The sequence below is a fragment of the Thalassotalea castellviae genome, from assembly GCF_031846185.1.
Classification (GTDB): domain Bacteria; phylum Pseudomonadota; class Gammaproteobacteria; order Enterobacterales; family Alteromonadaceae; genus Thalassotalea_H; species Thalassotalea_H castellviae.
Window position 1 is genome coordinate 44,518 of the sequence record NZ_JAVRIF010000002.1, and the last position, 19,606, is coordinate 64,123.

General features: G+C 38.8%; 18 protein-coding genes. 6 read left to right on the plus strand and 12 right to left on the minus strand.

The genetic code is table 11. The features are described 5' to 3' along the window. Positions 1–2: 2 nt before the first annotated feature. The 12 genes from nuoK to RM573_RS03980 all read right to left on the minus strand — a co-directional run bounded on the left by nuoK (position 3) and on the right by RM573_RS03980 (position 13,435). Positions 3–311: an NADH-quinone oxidoreductase subunit NuoK gene (nuoK, locus tag RM573_RS03925; RefSeq protein WP_311577594.1), complete on the minus strand. Its 309-nt coding sequence runs from the start codon at positions 309–311 to the stop codon at positions 3–5. After that, positions 308–838: an NADH-quinone oxidoreductase subunit J gene (nuoJ, locus tag RM573_RS03930; protein WP_311577597.1), complete on the minus strand. Its 531-nt coding sequence runs from the start codon at positions 836–838 to the stop codon at positions 308–310. Before nuoJ ends, nuoK begins: the two co-directional genes overlap by 4 nt. Beyond that, positions 835–1,350 (minus strand): NADH-quinone oxidoreductase subunit NuoI, encoded by a 516-nt coding sequence (nuoI, locus tag RM573_RS03935; RefSeq protein ID WP_311577601.1) that lies wholly within the window; start codon positions 1,348–1,350, stop codon positions 835–837. Before nuoI ends, nuoJ begins: the two co-directional genes overlap by 4 nt. Further along, a complete protein-coding gene (gene nuoH / locus RM573_RS03940; RefSeq protein ID WP_311577604.1) occupies positions 1,350–2,321 on the minus strand; it encodes an NADH-quinone oxidoreductase subunit NuoH in 972 nt (323 codons plus the stop codon). The genes nuoI and nuoH overlap by 1 nt, the downstream gene beginning before the upstream one ends. After that, positions 2,314–5,160, minus strand: coding sequence for an NADH-quinone oxidoreductase subunit NuoG (gene nuoG, locus RM573_RS03945; protein WP_311577607.1), 2,847 nt, complete (start codon positions 5,158–5,160; stop codon positions 2,314–2,316). Before nuoG ends, nuoH begins: the two co-directional genes overlap by 8 nt. Position 5,161: 1 nt before the next feature. After that, entirely contained in the window at positions 5,162–6,463 is a 1,302-nt protein-coding gene (nuoF, locus tag RM573_RS03950) for an NADH-quinone oxidoreductase subunit NuoF (RefSeq protein ID WP_311577612.1), read from the minus strand. Further along, on the minus strand, positions 6,460–6,993 hold the full coding sequence (nuoE, locus tag RM573_RS03955; protein ID WP_311577614.1) for an NADH-quinone oxidoreductase subunit NuoE: 534 nt from the start codon (positions 6,991–6,993) through the stop codon (positions 6,460–6,462). Before nuoE ends, nuoF begins: the two co-directional genes overlap by 4 nt. 14 nt (positions 6,994–7,007) lie before the next feature. Beyond that, on the minus strand, positions 7,008–8,804 hold the full coding sequence (gene nuoC / locus RM573_RS03960; RefSeq protein WP_311577617.1) for an NADH-quinone oxidoreductase subunit C/D: 1,797 nt from the start codon (positions 8,802–8,804) through the stop codon (positions 7,008–7,010). Further along, the gene (locus RM573_RS03965) at positions 8,804–9,442 is read right to left on the minus strand and encodes a NuoB/complex I 20 kDa subunit family protein (RefSeq protein ID WP_349254878.1); all 639 of its coding nucleotides are present in this window, start codon (positions 9,440–9,442) and stop codon (positions 8,804–8,806) included. The genes nuoC and RM573_RS03965 overlap by 1 nt, the downstream gene beginning before the upstream one ends. Then, complete coding sequence (locus RM573_RS03970) at positions 9,442–9,909, minus strand: NADH-quinone oxidoreductase subunit A (protein WP_311577620.1); 468 nt, start codon at positions 9,907–9,909, stop codon at positions 9,442–9,444. Before RM573_RS03970 ends, RM573_RS03965 begins: the two co-directional genes overlap by 1 nt. A 542-nt stretch (positions 9,910–10,451) precedes the next feature. Beyond that, positions 10,452–12,842 carry an AAA family ATPase gene (locus RM573_RS03975; RefSeq protein WP_311577625.1) on the minus strand — a complete coding sequence of 797 codons (2,391 nt, stop codon included), beginning with the start codon at positions 12,840–12,842 and terminating at the stop codon, positions 10,452–10,454. Between the two features lie 110 nt (positions 12,843–12,952). Next, positions 12,953–13,435, minus strand: coding sequence for a zinc ribbon-containing protein (locus tag RM573_RS03980; protein WP_311577629.1), 483 nt, complete (start codon positions 13,433–13,435; stop codon positions 12,953–12,955). 256 nt (positions 13,436–13,691) lie between these two features. On the opposite strand from RM573_RS03980, the gene leuS reads away from it, so the two are divergent. The 6 genes from leuS (at position 13,692) to rlmH (ending at position 19,605) form a co-directional block, all read left to right on the plus strand. Continuing rightward, positions 13,692–16,283, plus strand: coding sequence for a leucine--tRNA ligase (leuS, locus tag RM573_RS03985; protein WP_311577632.1), 2,592 nt, complete (start codon positions 13,692–13,694; stop codon positions 16,281–16,283). Positions 16,284–16,313: 30 nt separating this feature from the next. Beyond that, complete coding sequence (locus RM573_RS03990) at positions 16,314–16,880, plus strand: LPS-assembly lipoprotein LptE (protein ID WP_311577634.1); 567 nt, start codon at positions 16,314–16,316, stop codon at positions 16,878–16,880. 55 nt (positions 16,881–16,935) lie between these two features. Continuing rightward, entirely contained in the window at positions 16,936–17,979 is a 1,044-nt protein-coding gene (gene holA, locus RM573_RS03995) for a DNA polymerase III subunit delta (RefSeq protein ID WP_311577638.1), read from the plus strand. Next, positions 17,972–18,673, plus strand: coding sequence for a nicotinate-nucleotide adenylyltransferase (nadD, locus tag RM573_RS04000; RefSeq protein ID WP_311577641.1), 702 nt, complete (start codon positions 17,972–17,974; stop codon positions 18,671–18,673). Before holA ends, nadD begins: the two co-directional genes overlap by 8 nt. 134 nt (positions 18,674–18,807) lie before the next feature. Then, on the plus strand, positions 18,808–19,125 hold the full coding sequence (gene rsfS / locus RM573_RS04005; RefSeq protein ID WP_311577644.1) for a ribosome silencing factor: 318 nt from the start codon (positions 18,808–18,810) through the stop codon (positions 19,123–19,125). 9 nt (positions 19,126–19,134) lie between these two features. Then, entirely contained in the window at positions 19,135–19,605 is a 471-nt protein-coding gene (gene rlmH, locus RM573_RS04010; protein ID WP_311577648.1) for a 23S rRNA (pseudouridine(1915)-N(3))-methyltransferase RlmH, read from the plus strand. Position 19,606: the final 1 nt, after the last annotated feature.

The following is a 19,606-nucleotide window of genomic DNA, read 5'->3' on the forward strand; positions in this document are numbered from 1 at the left end:
TCCTACCCTTTTAACTGGCTTAAACAGTCGATATCGAGCGACTTAAATCTTTGCTGTAAACGAATAAGTAACGCGAGGCCAACGGCTACTTCCGCAGCGGCCAAGGTTAAAATTAAAACAAACATGACTTGTCCATCAGCTTGTTGCCAAACGCTGCCTGCTCCAATAAAGGCAACCCCAACTGCATTTAGCATCACTTCTAAACTCATCAACATAAAAAGCGTATTTTTTCTGACGATCACACCAAAAAATCCAATGCTGAAAAGAATACAAGCCAAAATTAAAACGTGCTCCAGTGGAATTGCTGTCATAAATGACCTCCTTGGGCGTCAGGTTTTGCATAATGATAACCAGCCACAAGACCGGCTAATAAAAGAAAAGAAGCAATTTCAACAGCGAGTAAGTACGGGCCATAAAGCAGAATGCCTACATCTTTGGAACTAATGACGGTTGCATTAAGTTGCTGTTGAATGTCAGCACTATCAAAAGAAAGCAATAAGGCCAACAGCAAAAATACAGCTAAGAGACAAGGACCAAGCCAAATAGTTAATCCCGTACTTTGAGGGGCATATTTGGTTTCATCATTTTTTAAACCAAACATCATAATAGCAAAAACAAACAGCACTAAAATGGCGCCGGCATAAACAATCACTTCTAAACCGGCAGCAAAAGGAGCCCCCATTAAATAAAAACAAACAGCAACGGCGAGTAAAGACACCACTAAATACAATAAAGCATGAACGGTATTTTTTTGTGTGACAACTTTTAAACTCGCGATAATGGCAATTAAAGCAGCAAGATAGAATAAGGTTTCAATTGAAGCAAAGCGTGTAATCATGGCATTAACCCCTTCACATCTATCGGCGGTTTCTCTTGGAGCCCCTCCCCTTTGTCTTTGTCTTTTATTTTGATGCCTGACTGTTGATAAAAACTATAATCAGGGTATTTACCAACGCCTTTAATTAACAAATGTTCTTTTTCATACACTAAATTTTGACGGTCATATTCAGCTAACTCAACATCAGGGGTTAATTGAATGGCATAAGTAGGACAAGCTTCTTCACAAAAACCACATAAAATACAACGCGAAAAATTTATCCGAAAAAATTCAGCTCGTTTTCTTCCGTCATCATCAATAGTTTGCTGAAGAGCAATGCAATCAACTGGACATGCAACGGCGCATAAATTACAAGCAACACAACGCTCCTCACCGTTAGGCTCTCTTGTGAGAACAATACGACCTCGGTATCTTGGCGCGAGATACGGTTTTTGTTCGGGATATTCAACCGTATCTGCTTTCGTAAAGGTATGTTTTAACACCAACCACATGGTTCTTAATTGACTAAGCATTACAGCACCTCCATCAGTTTTAATAAAGCGGTGACCAATAAATTAAGAAGCGCCAGAGGTAACATAACAAGCCAACCAAAGGCTAATAACTGATCAAATCTTGGCCTAGGTAATGAGGTACGAAGTAAAATAAAAAATAAGATAAAAAAAGCAATCTTCACGACAAACCACACTATTGGCGGCAACCAAGTATCTAATGGTGCAGGCATTAACCAACCGCCAAAAAATAATACCACTGACATCGCAGAGATTAATGTGACCCCTAAATATTCACCTAAAAAGAATAAGGCAAATTTTAAGCCTGAATACTCAGTATGAAATCCTGCTGTTAATTCAGTTTCCGCTTCAGGCAAATCAAACGGCAAACGATGACTTTCAGCAATCCCTGCCACTAAAAAAACAAAACAACCGATAAATTGTGATTGAATAAACCAACCATCCGATTGTGCCAACACCACTTCGCGTAAGTTAAAGCTTCCTGAAAGCAATACGACTCCCATAACAGATAAGCCCATAAAAACTTCGTAACTTACCGTTTGCGCTGCCGCTCTCATCCCGCCAAGTAAGGCATATTTAGAATTAGAAGCCCAACCCGCTAACACCACGGAATAAACTGCCAGTGATGCCATGGCCAAGAAAAACAACAAACCGATATTGAGATCAGAAACCCCTACATCAGGAGCGAAAGGGATCACCGCAAAACTCATCAACACACATACCGCACCAATTATTGGCGCTAATACAAAAACGAACTTTTCACTAAAAGGTGGGATCCAATCTTCTTTACCGAGAATTTTTAATAAATCGGCAAACGATTGCAAAATACCAAATGGCCCAACACGATTTGGCCCTAAGCGATCTTGCCATATGCCTATCATGCGTCGTTCAACCCACACCAACATGGCAGCCATTGGGATCAACAAGGCAATAATGATAGATATTTCAACTAGTTTCCATATCATTTCAGGCATTATCTAACCCTCCAGAGACTAATCGAATTGGAATATAAGCATCTTGTGCTTTGAGTTTTTCAAGGATTAACGCTTTATCTTGAGTCGCTTTTTGTTGTAAATGCTGACATTGGTTTTGATATTTTTCTACTTGATGCGCACTTGCAATGGAAACAGCAACTTTGCTATAGATTTGATTAGGTAATTGATCGATATCACCATAAATTAAATCCCCCAATAGATTTTCATCTAACAATAGTTGAGCAATATATTGTCTTTTCTCACCCGTGCTTGCAGCCGTAAGATCAACACTCACCCAGTGATTTTCAACTAACTTTCTTTTAGCTATTTCAGTAGATGACATAAATATCTTGTTGACTTTATGCAACAAAGCAAACTCCGGATTTAACCCCGATTGCCAACCACTACGATGCCAAGGTATTTGAGAATGAAAACATTGTTGATGCTCGCTTAAAGGTGCTCGTCGCTCTATCACTGCTTTAATTTGGTTGAAATCAAAAAACAAAGCGTCGGCTTGATGAGTTAAATGACCCGCCACTTTTTGTTGATATTGATGTATAGATTGATTGGAATTCCACCCAGGAGACCAAGTAAAAGGCATTTCAGTGGCATGATTTAAATCGCTACCTTCCATTGAAAAACGATAATCGCCTTCGCTTTGGCTAACTTTCGCTTCGTGTACACTAATATTGGCCATTTTAGCCGTACGACCACTAGCACGATGAGGCTCCCTAGCAATCGGTTTAATCGCGTTAGCTTGATAAGTCGCCGACTTCGTAATTGGCCAATAATCGTCATGTTGATGAAAAAGTTGGTGAAGCTCACTAAGCGAATGAACCTCTTGGGACAGAGCATGTTTAGGATACATAGCTTTGGCAATTAATGTTAACCAACGCCAGTTCTCTTGCACAGGTAAAACACTGGGGTGTACTTGATAAAAGGCTTGGATTTGACCTTGATAGTTAACGAAATGTCCATCGCTTTCCGTTATCGGCGCAGCGGGAAAAACAATATCAGCCAACGCCGTTATTTGGTTGTCACTATGATCTAAACAAATAATGGTTTTATCTGTCTCTTTTAAACAATTAAGCTGTGCTTCATTCATCACTTCAAGCTCGTTTTCTAACAAGATAACCCCATCGATACCACTATCATTATCGGTTAATTTATAAACGACTTGTTCAATCGATAAACTGCTTTCATCCATCAAGGCTAATTGCCCAACGCTATTAGCTTCAGGCGGCAATAAAAGTGATCGCAAGGTTTTGCAAGTTCGAGTCAAAACGGTCATGAATTCAATTGTTGCGTTAAATAAAGCGGGTGATTGGTGACTCCAACCGCTAATAATTAAAGGTTTTTTAGCCATTAATAATTTATTCAGTAAAGCAACATTATCATCACCGACTTTGGCCAATTCATGATTGTTTTGAATTAAGGTCGTGAATAAATGCAGCAGTTCAATGCTGTCTTGCGTGTTTTTCATCAGCACAGCTTCAGCAACATCGTCTAACTTGGTTGCTTTACTTTGCAGTAAGAATAATGGTGATAGTGCACTTCCCCCTATGGTTCTCACTGCACTGTCTTGCCACGAAGGTACGCCTAGTTTATCTGCTTTTTCAATACTTGCATTGCGCAATGCTTGACGCACCGCAAGCGCAATTCTTGGTGCTGTTTGTGTGATATCTTCATCAATAATAAGCACAAAATCACTTTGCTCAATTTCAGCTATACTTGGCGCTTTATGGTGGATTAAAAATTGTTGATGTAGTTCTGCAAAAACCATTTCATTATGGCTATAACCTAAAGAAAAATGACTTTTACCGACAAGTTGTTGCAAATAATAGTTCGCTTCAAACGAGGCACGCGCAGAACCAACACCGATAAAATTCTTACCTTTGTAATGCACTAGCGCTTTACTTACCTCTAAGCGGGTCAGTTTCTCAGGAGACTGTTGCGAAATACCTTTGGCTTTGCGCAATCGTGTTAATCCATTGACAAAACCGATGCCAAATCGTCCTTTATCACACAAAAAATACCCATTTAAGTCATGATTATAACGATTCATTACCCGTCGAACACTGCCATATCTCTCGCCTACACTGGTATTACAACCCACAGAGCAAAAAGCACATATTGAAGGTGCCGATTGTAAATCCCATTTTCGAGTGTAATGAGCAGAAAAAAGTTTATTAGTAAATACGCCTGTTGGACAAACTTCTATTAAGTTACCACTGAATTCACTTTCTAATTGCCCTTCTTCTTGGCGACCAAAACAAACTTTGTTGTTGGTGCCGTAAACACCAAAATCAGTACCTCCCGCATAATCTTTATAAAATCGAACACACCGATAACAAGTGATACAACGGTTCATTTCATGACCAACAAATTCACCTAAATGTTGATTAACAAAGGTTCGCTTATCACCTTTATATTCGCGAGTACTATGCCCTGTCATGACAGTCATATCTTGTAAATGACACTCACCGCCCTCAGCGCAAACCGGACAATCATGGGGGTGATTAGTCATCATGGCTGAGATGACTTGCTCTCTAAAAACTTCGGACTGACTGTCTTTTAAACTAATGCGCATGCCATCGGTTACAGGTGTTGTGCAGGCCATGACTAAACGGCCGCGTTGATCATTTTCGTCTTGGTATTGCGTCACAGCGCATTGTCGGCAAGCCCCCACAGATCCCATTGAAGGGTGCCAACAAAAATAAGGCAGGTTTAATTTTTGAGAAAGCACGCCAGCGAGTAAATTGTCGTCACTGCTTACTTGATAGGGGAGATCATCAATATACACTGTGACCATAGTTGGCGTGTTGTTATCAGCACTCATCTTAGTAAGCTCCATGATAAGGGCAACAACCTTGTTCTATGTGTTGCATAAATTCATCATTAAAATATTTTAACGCGCTTTTTAATGGCTCAACTGCTCCTGGGGCTAATGCACAATGGGTTTTGCCTATCCACATAAAATCACATAACTTTAACAGAGAATCGATATCGTCAATCGTGCCTTTCCCCTGTTCAATGCGAGTTAAAATTTCAACCGCCCAGGGAGTACCATCACGACAAGGTGTACACCAACCACAGGATTCTTGTGCAAAAAATTGTAATAGGTTTAACACCATTGCCACCGGACAATTCTTATCGTCTAAGACAATTAATCCCCCAGTACCTAAACGGCTTCCAGCTTTAGCGATAGAGTCATAATCCATCGGTGTATCTAAATGTTCAGGCAAGAGAAAATCAGTTGATGCACCGCCTGGTAACAAACCTTTAAGTTTCAAGCCTTCTTGCATACCTCCGGCGTGTTTATTTAATACTTCACCTATCGTCGCTCCCATGGGTAATTCCCACAAACCAGGATTTTTTATTCGCCCACAAGCACCATATATTTTGCTGCCAGCATCGCTATTTGGGGCAAGGTTAATAAACCATTCAGGGCCATTTTTTAAAATATGAGGAAGGTTACATAAGGTTTCGACATTGTTCACGATCGTCGGTTTGCCAAATAATCCCGCCACCTGTGGAAATGGCGGTTTTGCACGAGGATTAGCGCGTTTACCTTCCAGCGCATTAATCAACGCAGTTTCTTCGCCACATATATAGCGACCGGCACTCGTATGTAAATATAAATCTAATTGATAATCACTGCCTTGAATATTTTTCCCTAGCCAATTGGCTTGATATGCCTCTTTAAGTGCAGTTTCGATACGTTGTGCCGCGAGATGATATTCTCCACGTAAAAAGATATAAGCTTTATTAGCGCCTATGGTATATGCCGCGATAATCATTGCTTCAATTAATTGATGAGGAACCCCTTCCAGTAATAAACGGTCTTTAAATGTGCCTGGCTCCATCTCATCAGCATTACAAACTAAGTACTTATTTTCTTGGCTACGAGGATCTGACTCATCATAATCGGGTACAAAACTCCATTTCATGCCGGTAGGAAAACCTGCACCTCCTCGGCCCTTTAACTGAGATTTTTTTACAATGTCGAGCACCTGTGACGGACTATATGCTTTCAATGCTTTTTCAGCGCCTAAATAACCACCTTGTTGATAGTAATCTTTTAAATTGAGTGGGGACTGTAGGTTCACTAAATGCGTTAATGGGTGTGTTAAGGCGTTCATAGTTCTACCTCAACGTTTTGATTTTCATTTTGTAAAGCGGTAATTATTTCAACTGCTTTTTTCGGAGTTAACTGCTCATAATGTTGCTTACCTATCATCATAACAGGCGATTTATCACAACCGCCTAAACAAACATTTGATAGTAATGTAAAGCGATTATCTTCCGTTGTTTGTCCATAACCAATATTAAGATGTTGTTCAATGGCGTGAAGCACTTGTTGATAGCCGGTTAAATGGCAACTAACACTATTACAAAGATGGATCACATACTTGCCAACCGGTTGTCGATAAATCAAATTGTAAAATGTCGCAACACCTTCTAACTCTGCCGATGACATTTTTAAATAAGCAGCGATAACATGTAACGATTCATCACTGATCCAGCCGCGATGTGATTGCACCACTTTTAAAGCTTCAATACCTGCCGCCTCGCGAGTTTCCATAAGACTAATTTCATGATCAATGTCCGCCAACTCTTGTGAGGTTAAGTAATCTGTTGGATGTACTGTAATTGTTTTAATAATTTCCAATGCAACTTCCTCCGCTATCTATCGACATCAGCCATGACATAATCAACACTGCCTAGCGTGGCAATTAAGTCAGCCACCATTTGCCCCTTACAGATCACCGGTAACATTTGTAAATGTGCGAAGCTTGGTGTGCGAATTCGGGTACGATAGCTCATGGTTGAGCCATCACTAATCAAGTGATAAGCCATAATGCCTTTAGTCGCTTCCACGCTCATCGAAACTTCTCCTACCGGAATGGTTGGTCCCCATGAAACATTGATAAAATGCGGGATCAAACTGTCGATATCTGTCATGGTATTAGTTTTATTTGGAGGTGTAGTTTGAGGGTGTTCAGCTTTATAAGGCCCTTCAGGCATATTATTTAGGCATTGTTCAATAATACGAATGCTTTGACGCATTTCTTCAACTCGGACACGACAGCGATCGTAGCAATCTCCTTTATGACCAAGTGGTACTTCAAATTCAAATTGATCATAGCCGCCATAAGGGCGTTGCTTACGCAAATCCCAAGAAAAACCCGTAGCACGTAATCCAGGGCCTGTTACGCCCCACTCAATAGCTTCTTTGGTTGAGTACGCACCAACATCAACCGTTCTTTTTTTCAATAAGCTATTTTGCATCACCATTTTTTCGTATTCATCGAGTCGCTTGGGCAAATAATTGACGTAATCACGCACTAAGCTATCCCAACCTTTAGGTAAATCAGAAGCGATGCCACCAATACGAAACCAGCTTGGGTGCATTCTTGCACCAGTAAACGCTTCGATGATGCCAAAGAGTTTTTCTCGATCGACAAACATATAAAATATCGGCGAAAGAGCGCCAATATCTTGTGCAAAGGTGCCATAGAAAAGTAAATGAGAAAGGATGCGAAACATTTCAGCGGTCATAATGCGGATCATTTTCGCGCGCTCAGGTACTTCAATGCCCGCTAGTTTTTCCACGGCCATGACATAAGGATAATTGTTCATCACACCGCCGAGGTAATCGATACGGTCGGTATAGGGAATATAACTATGCCAAGATTGACGTTCACCCATTTTTTCAGCGCCACGATGGTGATAGCCTATATCTGGGACACAATCGACAATTTCCTCTCCATCCATTTGTAAAACAATTCGAAACGCGCCATGAACACTCGGATGATTAGGGCCAAGATTTAAGAACATAAAGTCATTATCTTGACTTTGACGTTTCATCCCCCATGCCTCTGGATTAAACTGTAATGCTTGTTGTTCTTCATCTTGCTTCTGGGGGGGAAGTACAAAGGGATCCATTTCGGTCGCACGAGCAGGATGGGTTTTCAATAGCGGATGTCCTTGCCACGTATTGGGCATTAAAATACGCGTTAAATGCGGATGACCTTCAAAAATAATGCCGAACATGTCCCAAATTTCTCGTTCATACCAGTTAGCATTGGGCCAAAATGAACAAGCACTGGCTAACGTTTTATCATCATTAGTCAGGGCAACTTTAATGCGAATGTCTTGATTTCGTTGATAAGAACGCAAGTGATAACTCACGGTAAAATCACTCACATGACCTGCGACATGTTGCCTTTCAGTTTCATCAATAGCGCTTATATCAAAACACATATCAAATGGCTCAGATAAGTCATACCTAAGTACTTGCATCAATTGTGTTAATTGCTTTTTATCGAGCCAAAAAGTGTCTATGCCATCAACAATGTTTTCAATCACCGAGACTGGGGTTAACACTAAATGATCAGCAACTGCCTGTATTTCGTCGCCAATAGGTAAAACGTGAGTCGGTTGCCAGTCTTTACTGGCTTGCAAATCTATCTTCGCCATTAAATTGAGTCCGGTTCATCGAGGTTGGTGACATTCATACGATGTTCGTGTTTTATATCCCGTAGTGAAGGCTTTGCGATTTGTGACACAGATTGTTCGCCAACTACCCAACTTAAAGGTCTTGGTTGATGGGCAATGGAGTTTTGTAATAATAATAATGCTTCTAATAAAGCTTCAGGTCTTGGCGGACAACCGGGAACATAAACATCCACAGGGATAAATTTATCAACCCCTTGTACAACACTATAAATGTCGTACATACCGCCAGAATTTGCGCAAGATCCCATTGAGATGATCCAGCGAGGTTCTAATAATTGTTCATACAAATGTTGGATCACTGGAGCCATTTTTCGAAAACAAGTACCTGAGATCACCATCAAATCGGCTTGTCTTGGTGTTGCCCGAATGACTTCCGCACCGAAACGCGCAATATCATGCCGAGAAGTAAAACTCGTAGCCATTTCAACATAGCAACAACTTAGGCCAAAATTAAACGGCCAGACTGAGTTTTTTCTGCCCCAATTCACCATATCATCAAGCTTGGCCATAAACACATTTCGTTTTAACTCTTCTTCCGAAACTTTCTGAGCTTGCTCCATTGCTTCATCTAATTTCGCTTTTGTTAACGACCACTCCATTAAGCACCTCTCGAACTATCAGTAAATTGATGCGATGATTTCGCTGTTTTGGGAGAATTCACAGTGAATTGTGTTTGCCGAAAAGGTAAATGACGCTTTTTCAGTGATAAGCCACCAATACGCCATATATAGAGTAGTGCGACCAATAAAACGATAATAAAAATACTCGCTTCAATAAACCCTAACCAACCAACTTCATCAAAAGCAATCACCCAAGCAAATAGATAAATAGTTTCTAGATCGAAAATAACAAAGAAAATAGCATAGAGAAAAAAGTGACTGGTAAAACGTGTTTTGTTGTCTGACACTGAGATGATGCCTGATTCATAAGGCGTGTTTTTTGCGCGGCTGTTAGTTTTAGGCCCAAGAAAGTGAGACAATAACATCATCACGGCCAACATTACCGCTAATATTAAAAAATAGGCCGCAATAGGCCATAACTGATCTATTTGATTCGATTTATCCACAACGCCCTCACTGCTGACAGTATTCACTACTGACAAAAACGATAGACAGCTGACTTATCGTACTCAAAATAAAGAATGCTTCTATTTTATAATTGAGTATTCGTTTACTTTTTAATCATCTTTATTAAATCATAAACCAAAGTAAATAAATTGCAAAATATTCTTAAATTTCAATAACTTTAATTAATTTGCGGCATGCGTTAGTCGGGGCGTCAGAGCTAAAGTGACGTCAAATGATGCGGCAAAATGGACATTGCCATAACTGAAATTGACCTTAAAACGTTTCACTGAAAACAGTAATAGCGCGTTACTCAGTTTACAAACAGTTAAGGGTATTGTTTTTTTATTATTTTTATAAACGATCCTTCTCAACAGAGTATGAATAATTATTTGTTGGCTAAATTAACGATTAATTTATATGTTGATCTCAGTATAGAAAGAAAAACTTTATTTGCTTAATTTTTAAGCAAATAAAGTTAATAAAGTGTTTAAACTAGCATTGAAAATTAAATGAAAAGCTAACGTGTGACTATGGATAGCGCTTACGCTTCACCGCCTTCTAATAATTCTGATAAATGAGATAATTTATTTAACACGAGTGCGTGGATTGATTTTCTAGGATAACGCCCTACGCTATTTTTCACACCGGCGCTTAACCCCATTAATATTTCTAACGATTGGTCAACATTATCAACCGCATAAATATGAAAATCGCCATTTTTTACGGCATTAATCACTTCATCACGTAGCATTAAGTTAATCACGTTAGTGGTAGGAATAATTACCCCTTGTTCACCTGTTAAGCCTTTATCTTTACATAATCGATAAAAACCTTCGATTTTTTCATTCACTCCACCGATAGATTGCACCTCGCCATGTTGGTTCATTGAACCGGTAATGGCGATACTTTGATCAATTGGTAAGTGAGAAATGGCAGAGATAAGAGCACAAAGTTCGGCCATTGATGCGCTATCTCCGTCGATATGACCATAAGATTGCTCTATGGCTATATTTGCCGAAATAGCTACAGGTAAGTTTTGTCCATACTTATGACCAATATACCCCGATAATAACAAGACACCTTTCGAGTGAATTGACTTCCCTAAATCCACTTCTCTTTCAATATCGGTTATACCATGGCTACCGGCATAAACAGTCGCGGTAATTCTAGCTGGTGTTCCAAAAACACTATCGCCAATTTCAAGTACAGTTAAACCATTGACTTTACCAACTTGCTTACCTTGTGTGCTTATTAATACTTGCTCTTCTTTTATTTCAGAAAGCCAAGCTTCACTAATTCTGCCAGTTCTACGTTGTTGTGCATTTAACGCTTGAATAACAAATTCGGGAGTTAACAAGCTTTGTTCCGTTTGCTTTTTCCAGAAGTATACCGACTCATCCAGTAAATCATTGACCTGCACAATATTGGAAGATATTTTATGTTGATGCTCAGCTCTTCTTAACGCATATTTCACTAATTCTTTAATGGCAGCATCGGAGACGTTAGGATAATCATATTTTTCTGCACGCTGTCTGATCAATTGCGCATACTCAATTAAATTCTGATCGGTACTATCTAAGTAGCGATCAAAATCGGCTAGCACTCTAAATAGTTCAGTGAACTCTTGATCGTAATCTTGCAATGTATAATAAATTTCAGGATCACCTAATAATATCACCTTAACTTTCAAAGGAATTTTTTCAGGCTGTAAACTAAATGCGCCTGGCTGTGAAAATTCAGAGTAAGGGTTTTCAATGGTTATTTCTTGAGTTTTAAGTGCCAATTTTAAACGTGACCAAACCAAAGGTTGGTTCAGCAATTTTTCCGCTTCTAATAATAAATAACCACCATTGGCTTTATGTAAAGCACCCGGTCTAATTAACCGATAACTGGTATATGAACTTCCTTGAAAACTGGCAAAATCAACATGGCCAAATAAGTTTTGAAAGGTGGGGTTTTGTTCATAAACAACAGGAGCCCCCTCTTCAGGTTCACGAGCCACAAGAAGGTTTGGTAAAAAGCGTTCTTGCATTAATTTACGGGAATCTTTATCGTTTTGATGCTCGCTGCCTTCATCGACCAAAATCTCTAACACGGCATCAACCACATGTGTTTTTACTTTTGATAAGTATTTGAGCACACCAATATTACTGGCAAACTCATGTTCCAACTCTTTTAAAAATGGCCGGATACTTTGCTCAGCGGTTTCATGTTTGAGTTTCCGCATTTTATCGGAAGAAATACGCTTCCATAAGGGTAACTCGATCAATTGCTCAGATAATAAGTTTTCTAGTTTTTCTAATAAAACATAAAAATCATTACGCTTTTTTTCATCTAAATTAGCAAATTCTTTATCACCTAACGGCTTACCATCAACTAATAACGAAAAACCAATTTCACCATTCTCTTCAAATAAAATGACATTATTTTTTAACGCCGTATCTTCAACTTTACTTATCGCTTCGTCATACTTTTGATTAAACTCGCGATCTATCGCTGCTTTTTGTCGCTGATAGCCAGGGTTGTCAAATATTTCTGGAAATAAATCTAATAACTCATCTATAAATGTATTTATCCGAGTAAGTAATTGCTTACCATCACCAGGGCTAACATAAAGTTTATATGGCGCATGCACATCATCAAAGTTATTAATGTAACACCACTCAGAAGGGGTTGGTTGCACACTTGCTTTGGCATTTAACATTTGTCTAATTAAGGTTTGACGACCGGTACCATGTTCCCCCATGGCAAACACATTAAACCCGCGAGATTCCATAGACAAGCCAAAATCTAGGGCTTCTTTTGCACGGTGATGACCAAGAAAAATATCGCTGTCATTACTGTTTTGCTCCGATAACGAAAAAATATCATCACGTAAATCGGCCGTTAATTGTTCTGGGGTTAAACGCCACTGCGTTGAATGTTGGGTCATGAATGCATCACCGTAAGCACCTAAAGAATATTATGCGGTCATTGTAAATTATGGATGATTGTACTCGTTAACCGGTTTAATTGGAAAAAGATCTTAAGCTATTCAATCAATTAAGGCGTTAAACTTTTTCTTAAAAATTGATTATGCCCACAATGCAAACAATTATTTACGTTGGAAAAATGAGTGATTTGTTGTGTTTTCAAGCATTTTTGACATTCAAGTATGCCAAAACCAATCACATCATTGGTTTGATAAACTCCATCATGATGAAAATCTTCACATAATTCAGCCCATTCCACTTGGGATTTATCGGTAATATTAGCCATAACAGCCCAAAAAGACTCTTTCATCAAACCTAAATAAATAGAGTGTTTTGCTTGCTCTTGATTTTGCTGATAAAACTCGTGTAAATCATATTTAAAATTTTCAATAAATTGTTTAAATTTTTCTTCCGGTATTTCTTCTGCCGCTTTCATTAAAACTTTCGCATGTTCAATGAGTTCTACCGCTTGGGTGACTTCGTGCTTTTTAACATCGGTTAACCATTGCGCTAAGTTTTGATAAAAATCTGTTAATACATTTTTATTTGTCATCACTCGCCCCTTGATTGTCTTTAATTAATTTATAGCTTAATTAATTCACAAATACCTAACTATCAAGCAAGTAAGTTACTTGATTAGTTACTAAAGCAACAATTTTGATGAAAAACCACTCTATCTCACGGATTAAACTTGTCGACTATAGGGGTGTTCATGTATTCTATGGCGATTATTTTACTCGCCATATTTCCTGACTGTTAACACCTAAAGTCATGAAAGGCTCCCACATCAATTTTTGAGAAAATCGTTAATGGAATCCATTTACAATCCCCAAGCAATCGAAGCTGAAGTGCAATCTTTTTGGACTACTAATCAAACGTTTAAAGCGGTTGAACAACCTGGAAAAGAAAAGTTTTATTGTCTTTCTATGTTTCCTTACCCAAGTGGTAAATTACATATGGGTCACGTACGCAATTATAGTTTGAGTGATGTTATTTCTCGTTACCAACGCATGCAAGGTAAAAACGTCATGCAACCTATGGGATGGGATTCTTTCGGTTTACCTGCAGAAAACGCGGCTATTAAAAATAACTCTGCCCCTGCTAAGTGGACGTATAAAAACATTGATTACATGAAGAACCAATTAAAATCATTAGGTTTTGGTTATGATTGGGATCGTGAATTAGCGACGTGTAAAAAAGATTATTATCGTTGGGAGCAATGGTTTTTCACCCAACTTTTCGAAAAAGGCTTAGTGTACAAAAAAAATGCCACGGTAAACTGGGATCCTGTTGACCAAACTGTTTTAGCCAATGAACAAGTTATTGATGGTCGAGGATGGCGTTCTGGCGCGATTGTTGAGCGAAAAGAAATTCCACAATGGTTTATCAAAATTACCGACTATGCCGAAGAATTATTAACTGATTTAGACCAACTTGAAGGCTGGCCTGAACAAGTTAAAACCATGCAAAAAAACTGGATTGGTCGCTCTGAAGGCGTTGAAATGACCTTCCAGGTTGCCGACTCTGATGACAGTTTTGATATTTACACAACTCGACCTGACACCTTAATGGGGGTCACTTATGTCGCACTTGCAGCGCAACATCCTCTTGCACTTGCTGCAGCAAAAAATAATGCTGAACTAGCTGATTTTATCAACGACTGTAAAACCAATAAGGCCACTGAAGCCGATATGGCAACCATGGAGAAAAAAGGGGTTGATACCGGTCTGAAAGCGGTGCATCCATTAACGGGCGAATTAGTACCAGTATGGGCGGCTAATTTCGTGTTAATGGATTATGGTTCAGGTGCAGTAATGTCTGTACCGGGCCATGATCAACGAGATTACGAATTTGCCAAAAAGTATGGTTTAGCAATCAAACAAGTTATTGAAGGCGCTGACGGTGATGATATTACTCAAGCTGCTATTACCGAAAAAGGTAAATTAATTAACTCAGGCGAGTTTGACGGTTTAAACTTTAAAAAAGCATTCAAAGCAATTGCCTATAAACTAAAAACAGAAAATAAAGGCCAAATAAAAGTTAATTACCGATTGCGCGACTGGGGCGTATCACGCCAGCGTTATTGGGGAACACCGATCCCAATGATCAATTTAGCCAATGGTGAATCTGTACCAGTTCCAGCAGATCAACTTCCTGTAGAGCTGCCTGAAGATGTCGTGATGAATGGTGTCACTTCGCCGATTAAAGATGATCCAGAATGGGCAAAAACCACATATAACGGCGAAGCAGCATTTCGTGAAACAGACACGTTCGATACATTTATGGAGTCTTCATGGTATTACGCACGTTATTGTTCACCTAGTGATGACAAGCAAATGCTTGATCCAGAAAAAGCCAATTATTGGTTGCCGGTAGATCAATATGTAGGTGGTATTGAACACGCTATTTTACATTTGTTGTATGCTCGATTTTTCCACAAGTTATTACGCGATTTCGGTTTAGTAAATAGCGATGAGCCATTCAAAAGCTTGTTATGCCAAGGTATGGTTTTAGCCGATACATATTATCGTGAATCAGATAATGGTGCACAAGATTGGGTTGCGCCAACCGATGTTGAAGTTGAACGTAACGAAAAAGGTCAAGTAACTTCTGCGATAAGCAAATTAGATGGACAACCTGTTATATCAGCTGGTATGAGCAAAATGTCTAAGTCTAAAAATAATGGTATTGATCCTCAAGAGGTAATTAATCAGTATGGTGCTGATACCGTACGTTTATTTATCATGTTTACTTCTCCACCTGAGCAAACGTTAGAATGGTCAGATTCTGGCGTTGAAGGTGCTCATCGCTTTATTAAACGTGTCTGGAAATTAGTGCATGATTTTTCCCTTAACCATGAAAAAGGTGAAAACCCTGTTTCACTTGAAGGCTTAACGCTAAATAGCGCACAAAAAACATTACGTCGAGAACTGCATAAAACCATTCATAAAGTCAGTGATGATATCGGTCGACGAAATACCTTTAATACGGCGATTGCAGCCATTATGGAATTAATGAATCACTTATCAAAAGCGAGCATGGATAGCACTGAAGACCGCGCTGTAATGCACGAAGCGATTCAAGCATTAGTGTTAATGCTTACGCCAATCGTACCGCATGTTTGTCATCACTTATGGCAAATTATTGGCGATGGTAATCCCGTTGAAAATACGCTTTGGCCACAAGTCGATGAAGCAGCATTAGTGGAAGATGAAAAGCTGATAATCGTACAAGTAAATGGTAAAGTTCGTGCAAAACTAACGGTTGCAGCGGATGCGAGCAAAGAGCACGTTGAAACATTAGGGTTGAATGAAGAAAATGTCGCTAAATTTATTGATGGTAAAACGGTCCGTAAAGTGATTTATGTACCAGGTAAACTGTTAAATATAGTTGCGAATTAATCGATTTCTATTAGCGAAATGATAATTAATATGAGTCAAGTAAATAAACACTTAGCAATAATAAAACGTTCAATTTTATTCGTTGTTCACGCTAAAGTAAGTGCCTTTAAAAGCTATCATTGGTCACTGTTTCCACTGATGCTATCTGTGATGGTAACAGGTTGTGGCTTTCAATTACGTGGTGATTATTTACTTGCTCCTGAGTTACAAACCTTGTATCTCAGCTCAGTTGATAAACATGGCGAATTAACTCGGCTAACTCGCCAGCACTTAACCCGAAACCAAGTAACACTAGTGGAAACTTTTACTCCACAAACCCCCGAGTTACGCATATTAAAAGATGAATTAGACCGACGCACTTTATCTGTATTCCCTAATGGTCAAGTCGCTGAGTATGAATTAATTTATACCGTCAATTACCAATTACGTTTTGCCAATGAAGACATTCAATCTTTTTCATTTGAAATCAATCGTGATTATCAAGATGATCCAGATTTAGCGCTGGCAAAAAGTCGTGAATTGTCATTAATGTTAAGAGAAATGCGACAAGAAGCTGCAGATAAAATTTTAAGAAATATGGCCACCATTCAACGTTAGCATATTGAGTAATGCGACTATATTTACTTTTGTTTCAGTGTAAAAGGTAATCATCATGCGAATTTATCACAACCAATTAACCAACACATTGCATCAAGGTTTTAAACCTGTTTGGTTGATTTTTGGTGATGAGCCTTGGCAAAAAAATGACAGCCTTTTCAGCATTAAAGCTCACTTTAAACAACAAGGATTTGATGAATTAATTCGCTTTAGTGTCGATGATAAATTTGATTGGTCATTGTTGTTACAAGAATATCAAGCCATGAGTTTATTTTCGAGCCAACGCATAATCGAGCTTGAATTAATGACCAACAAATTAGGCGATAAAGGTAGCAAAGCTTTAGCGCAAATCAGTGAACAATTACATCCAGATGTTTTGCTTATTTTACACGGCGCCAAAATGGATGCTGCGGGTCAAAAACGAAAATGGTTTAAAGTTTTAGAAAAAAACGGCTGTTTTTTACCGCTTTATGATATCGAAGGTAAACAATTAAATCAGTGGATTCAACGCCAAGCTAGGTTAAACAACCTGAATTTGCACCCTGATGTATTTCTTATGTTAGCGGAATTGTTTGAAGGTAATTTAAACGCCTTAACGCAAGAGATACAGAAGCTATCGATATTATTCGGACAACAATTAATCACAGTTTCCGACGCAGAAAGCTTACTGATTAAACAAGCTAAATTTAACCCATTCCAATTAATAGATGCGATGTTAATGGGCGATATCAAAAAGTGTGTTGCCATGTTAGATCAACTGCAACAGGATGGTACTGCCATCAATCAACTCATTTGGTTTATCCATAAAGAAATCAATCAGTTATTTATAATGCAAGAAAAAATAGCTCAAGGTGACTCGTTCGCTACTTTATGTAAAGAGTTTAGAATTTGGGATAAAAGGAAGCCTCTTTACCAACATGCTATTAATCACATAACAGAGCATAATTTAGCGTATGCGCAAGCTAGAATTGCAGATGTAGATACCATCAGTAAAACCAATAGTGAGTTTAATCCGTTTGTTTTACTCGCCGATGTCTTAGTTAGTTTATATCATGGTGAAACCATGAAACATTATTCGCTAAATTATGAATATGCTTAAGCCTTCACAACATGAAAGCCAATCAAAGCTGACACCTGTAAAAGCAAGCCAGCAATCTTTTTCACGAATTGGTATCTTGGGGGGGACTTTTGATCCGATTCATTTAGGTCATATTATTCCTGCGATAGAAAATGCTAACTGGTTATCACTTGATAAACTTTATCTTTTACCTGCACACATTCCGCCTCATAAAACACAAACATCAGCCAACGCAACTCACCGCAAAGCAATGGTTGAATTAGTTTGTCAGCAATATCCAATTTTTCAACTTGATGATAGAGAGTTATATAAAGATACCCCTTCGTATACTTTAGAAAGCTTGAAAGATATCCATCAACAATATCCAAATAGCCAAGTATTTTTTATCATTGGCATGGACTCATTATTAACATTTACCCTTTGGCATCACTGGTCTGAAATACTGAAATATTGTCATTTATTAGTTAATACTCGACCAGACTATGATGTTAATGCACTTAAACAAGCTTGCCATCAATCATTATCGCCTTACTTTACCGATGACCTTACCCTATTGAGTAATACTCAGTCAGGAAAGATCCTTTTTCATCAAAACACGAATATCGATATCTCATCTACACAAATTCGCCAAGCAATAAAGGCCAATAACTTAGATGAAAACACGCTTTGTCCGAGCGTGCTAAACTATATCAAACAACACCAATTATACCGTTAACCACATCTATTTATTCATAATACGGCGAATGCATTTTTCTTGCAGTGTAAAAATGCCCCTACACTATTAACCTAACATTAGAATAGTGATATTATTGTTTTCAATTACCATCAAATTAATGAAGAGTACTCACTTTGCAAATTGAAGCATTAACCGCTTTTGTTACTGAAAAAATAGAAGACATGAAAGGCCGTGATCTTATCACGTTAGATATTGCTGAAAAATCTGACTTTGCCGATGTGATGATTATCGCCTCAGGTAATTCAAATCGTCATGTAAAATCAATCGCACAATATTTAACAGCAGAATGCCGTGCTGCTGGCACAGAGCCATTAGGTGTTGAAGGTAATGATGTTGGAGAATGGGCCTTAGTGGATTTAGGCGAAATTGTTGTTCACATCATGACAGACACTACCCGTGATACTTATCAACTAGAACAATTATGGGAATAAGTTAAACACATGCGTTTAACCCTCTATGCTGTAGGCAATAAAATGCCTGCATGGGTCACTCAAGGTTTCAACGAATACAGCCGTCGTTTTCCTCGGGATGTGTCTTTTCATTTAGTAGAAATTCCTCCTGGAAAGCGCGGCAAAAATGCCGACATCGCCCGCATTCTTGAAAAAGAAGGCGAACAAATGCTCGCGGCTATTCCAAAAGGCAACCGCATTGTCACCTTAGAAGTGGAAGGTAAACCTTGGACCACGCCGCAATTAGCAAAACAATTAGAAAATTGGCAACTCGACAGTCGTGATGTTGCGCTTTTGGTTGGCGGACCCGAAGGTTTAGCTCCTGCTTGTATCAAAGCATCAGAACAAAAATGGTCATTATCGCCATTAACACTTCCCCACCCTATGGTTAGAATCGTGCTTGCAGAAAGTTTATATCGCGCGTGGAGTATCAACAATAATCACCCATATCATCGAGAATAAA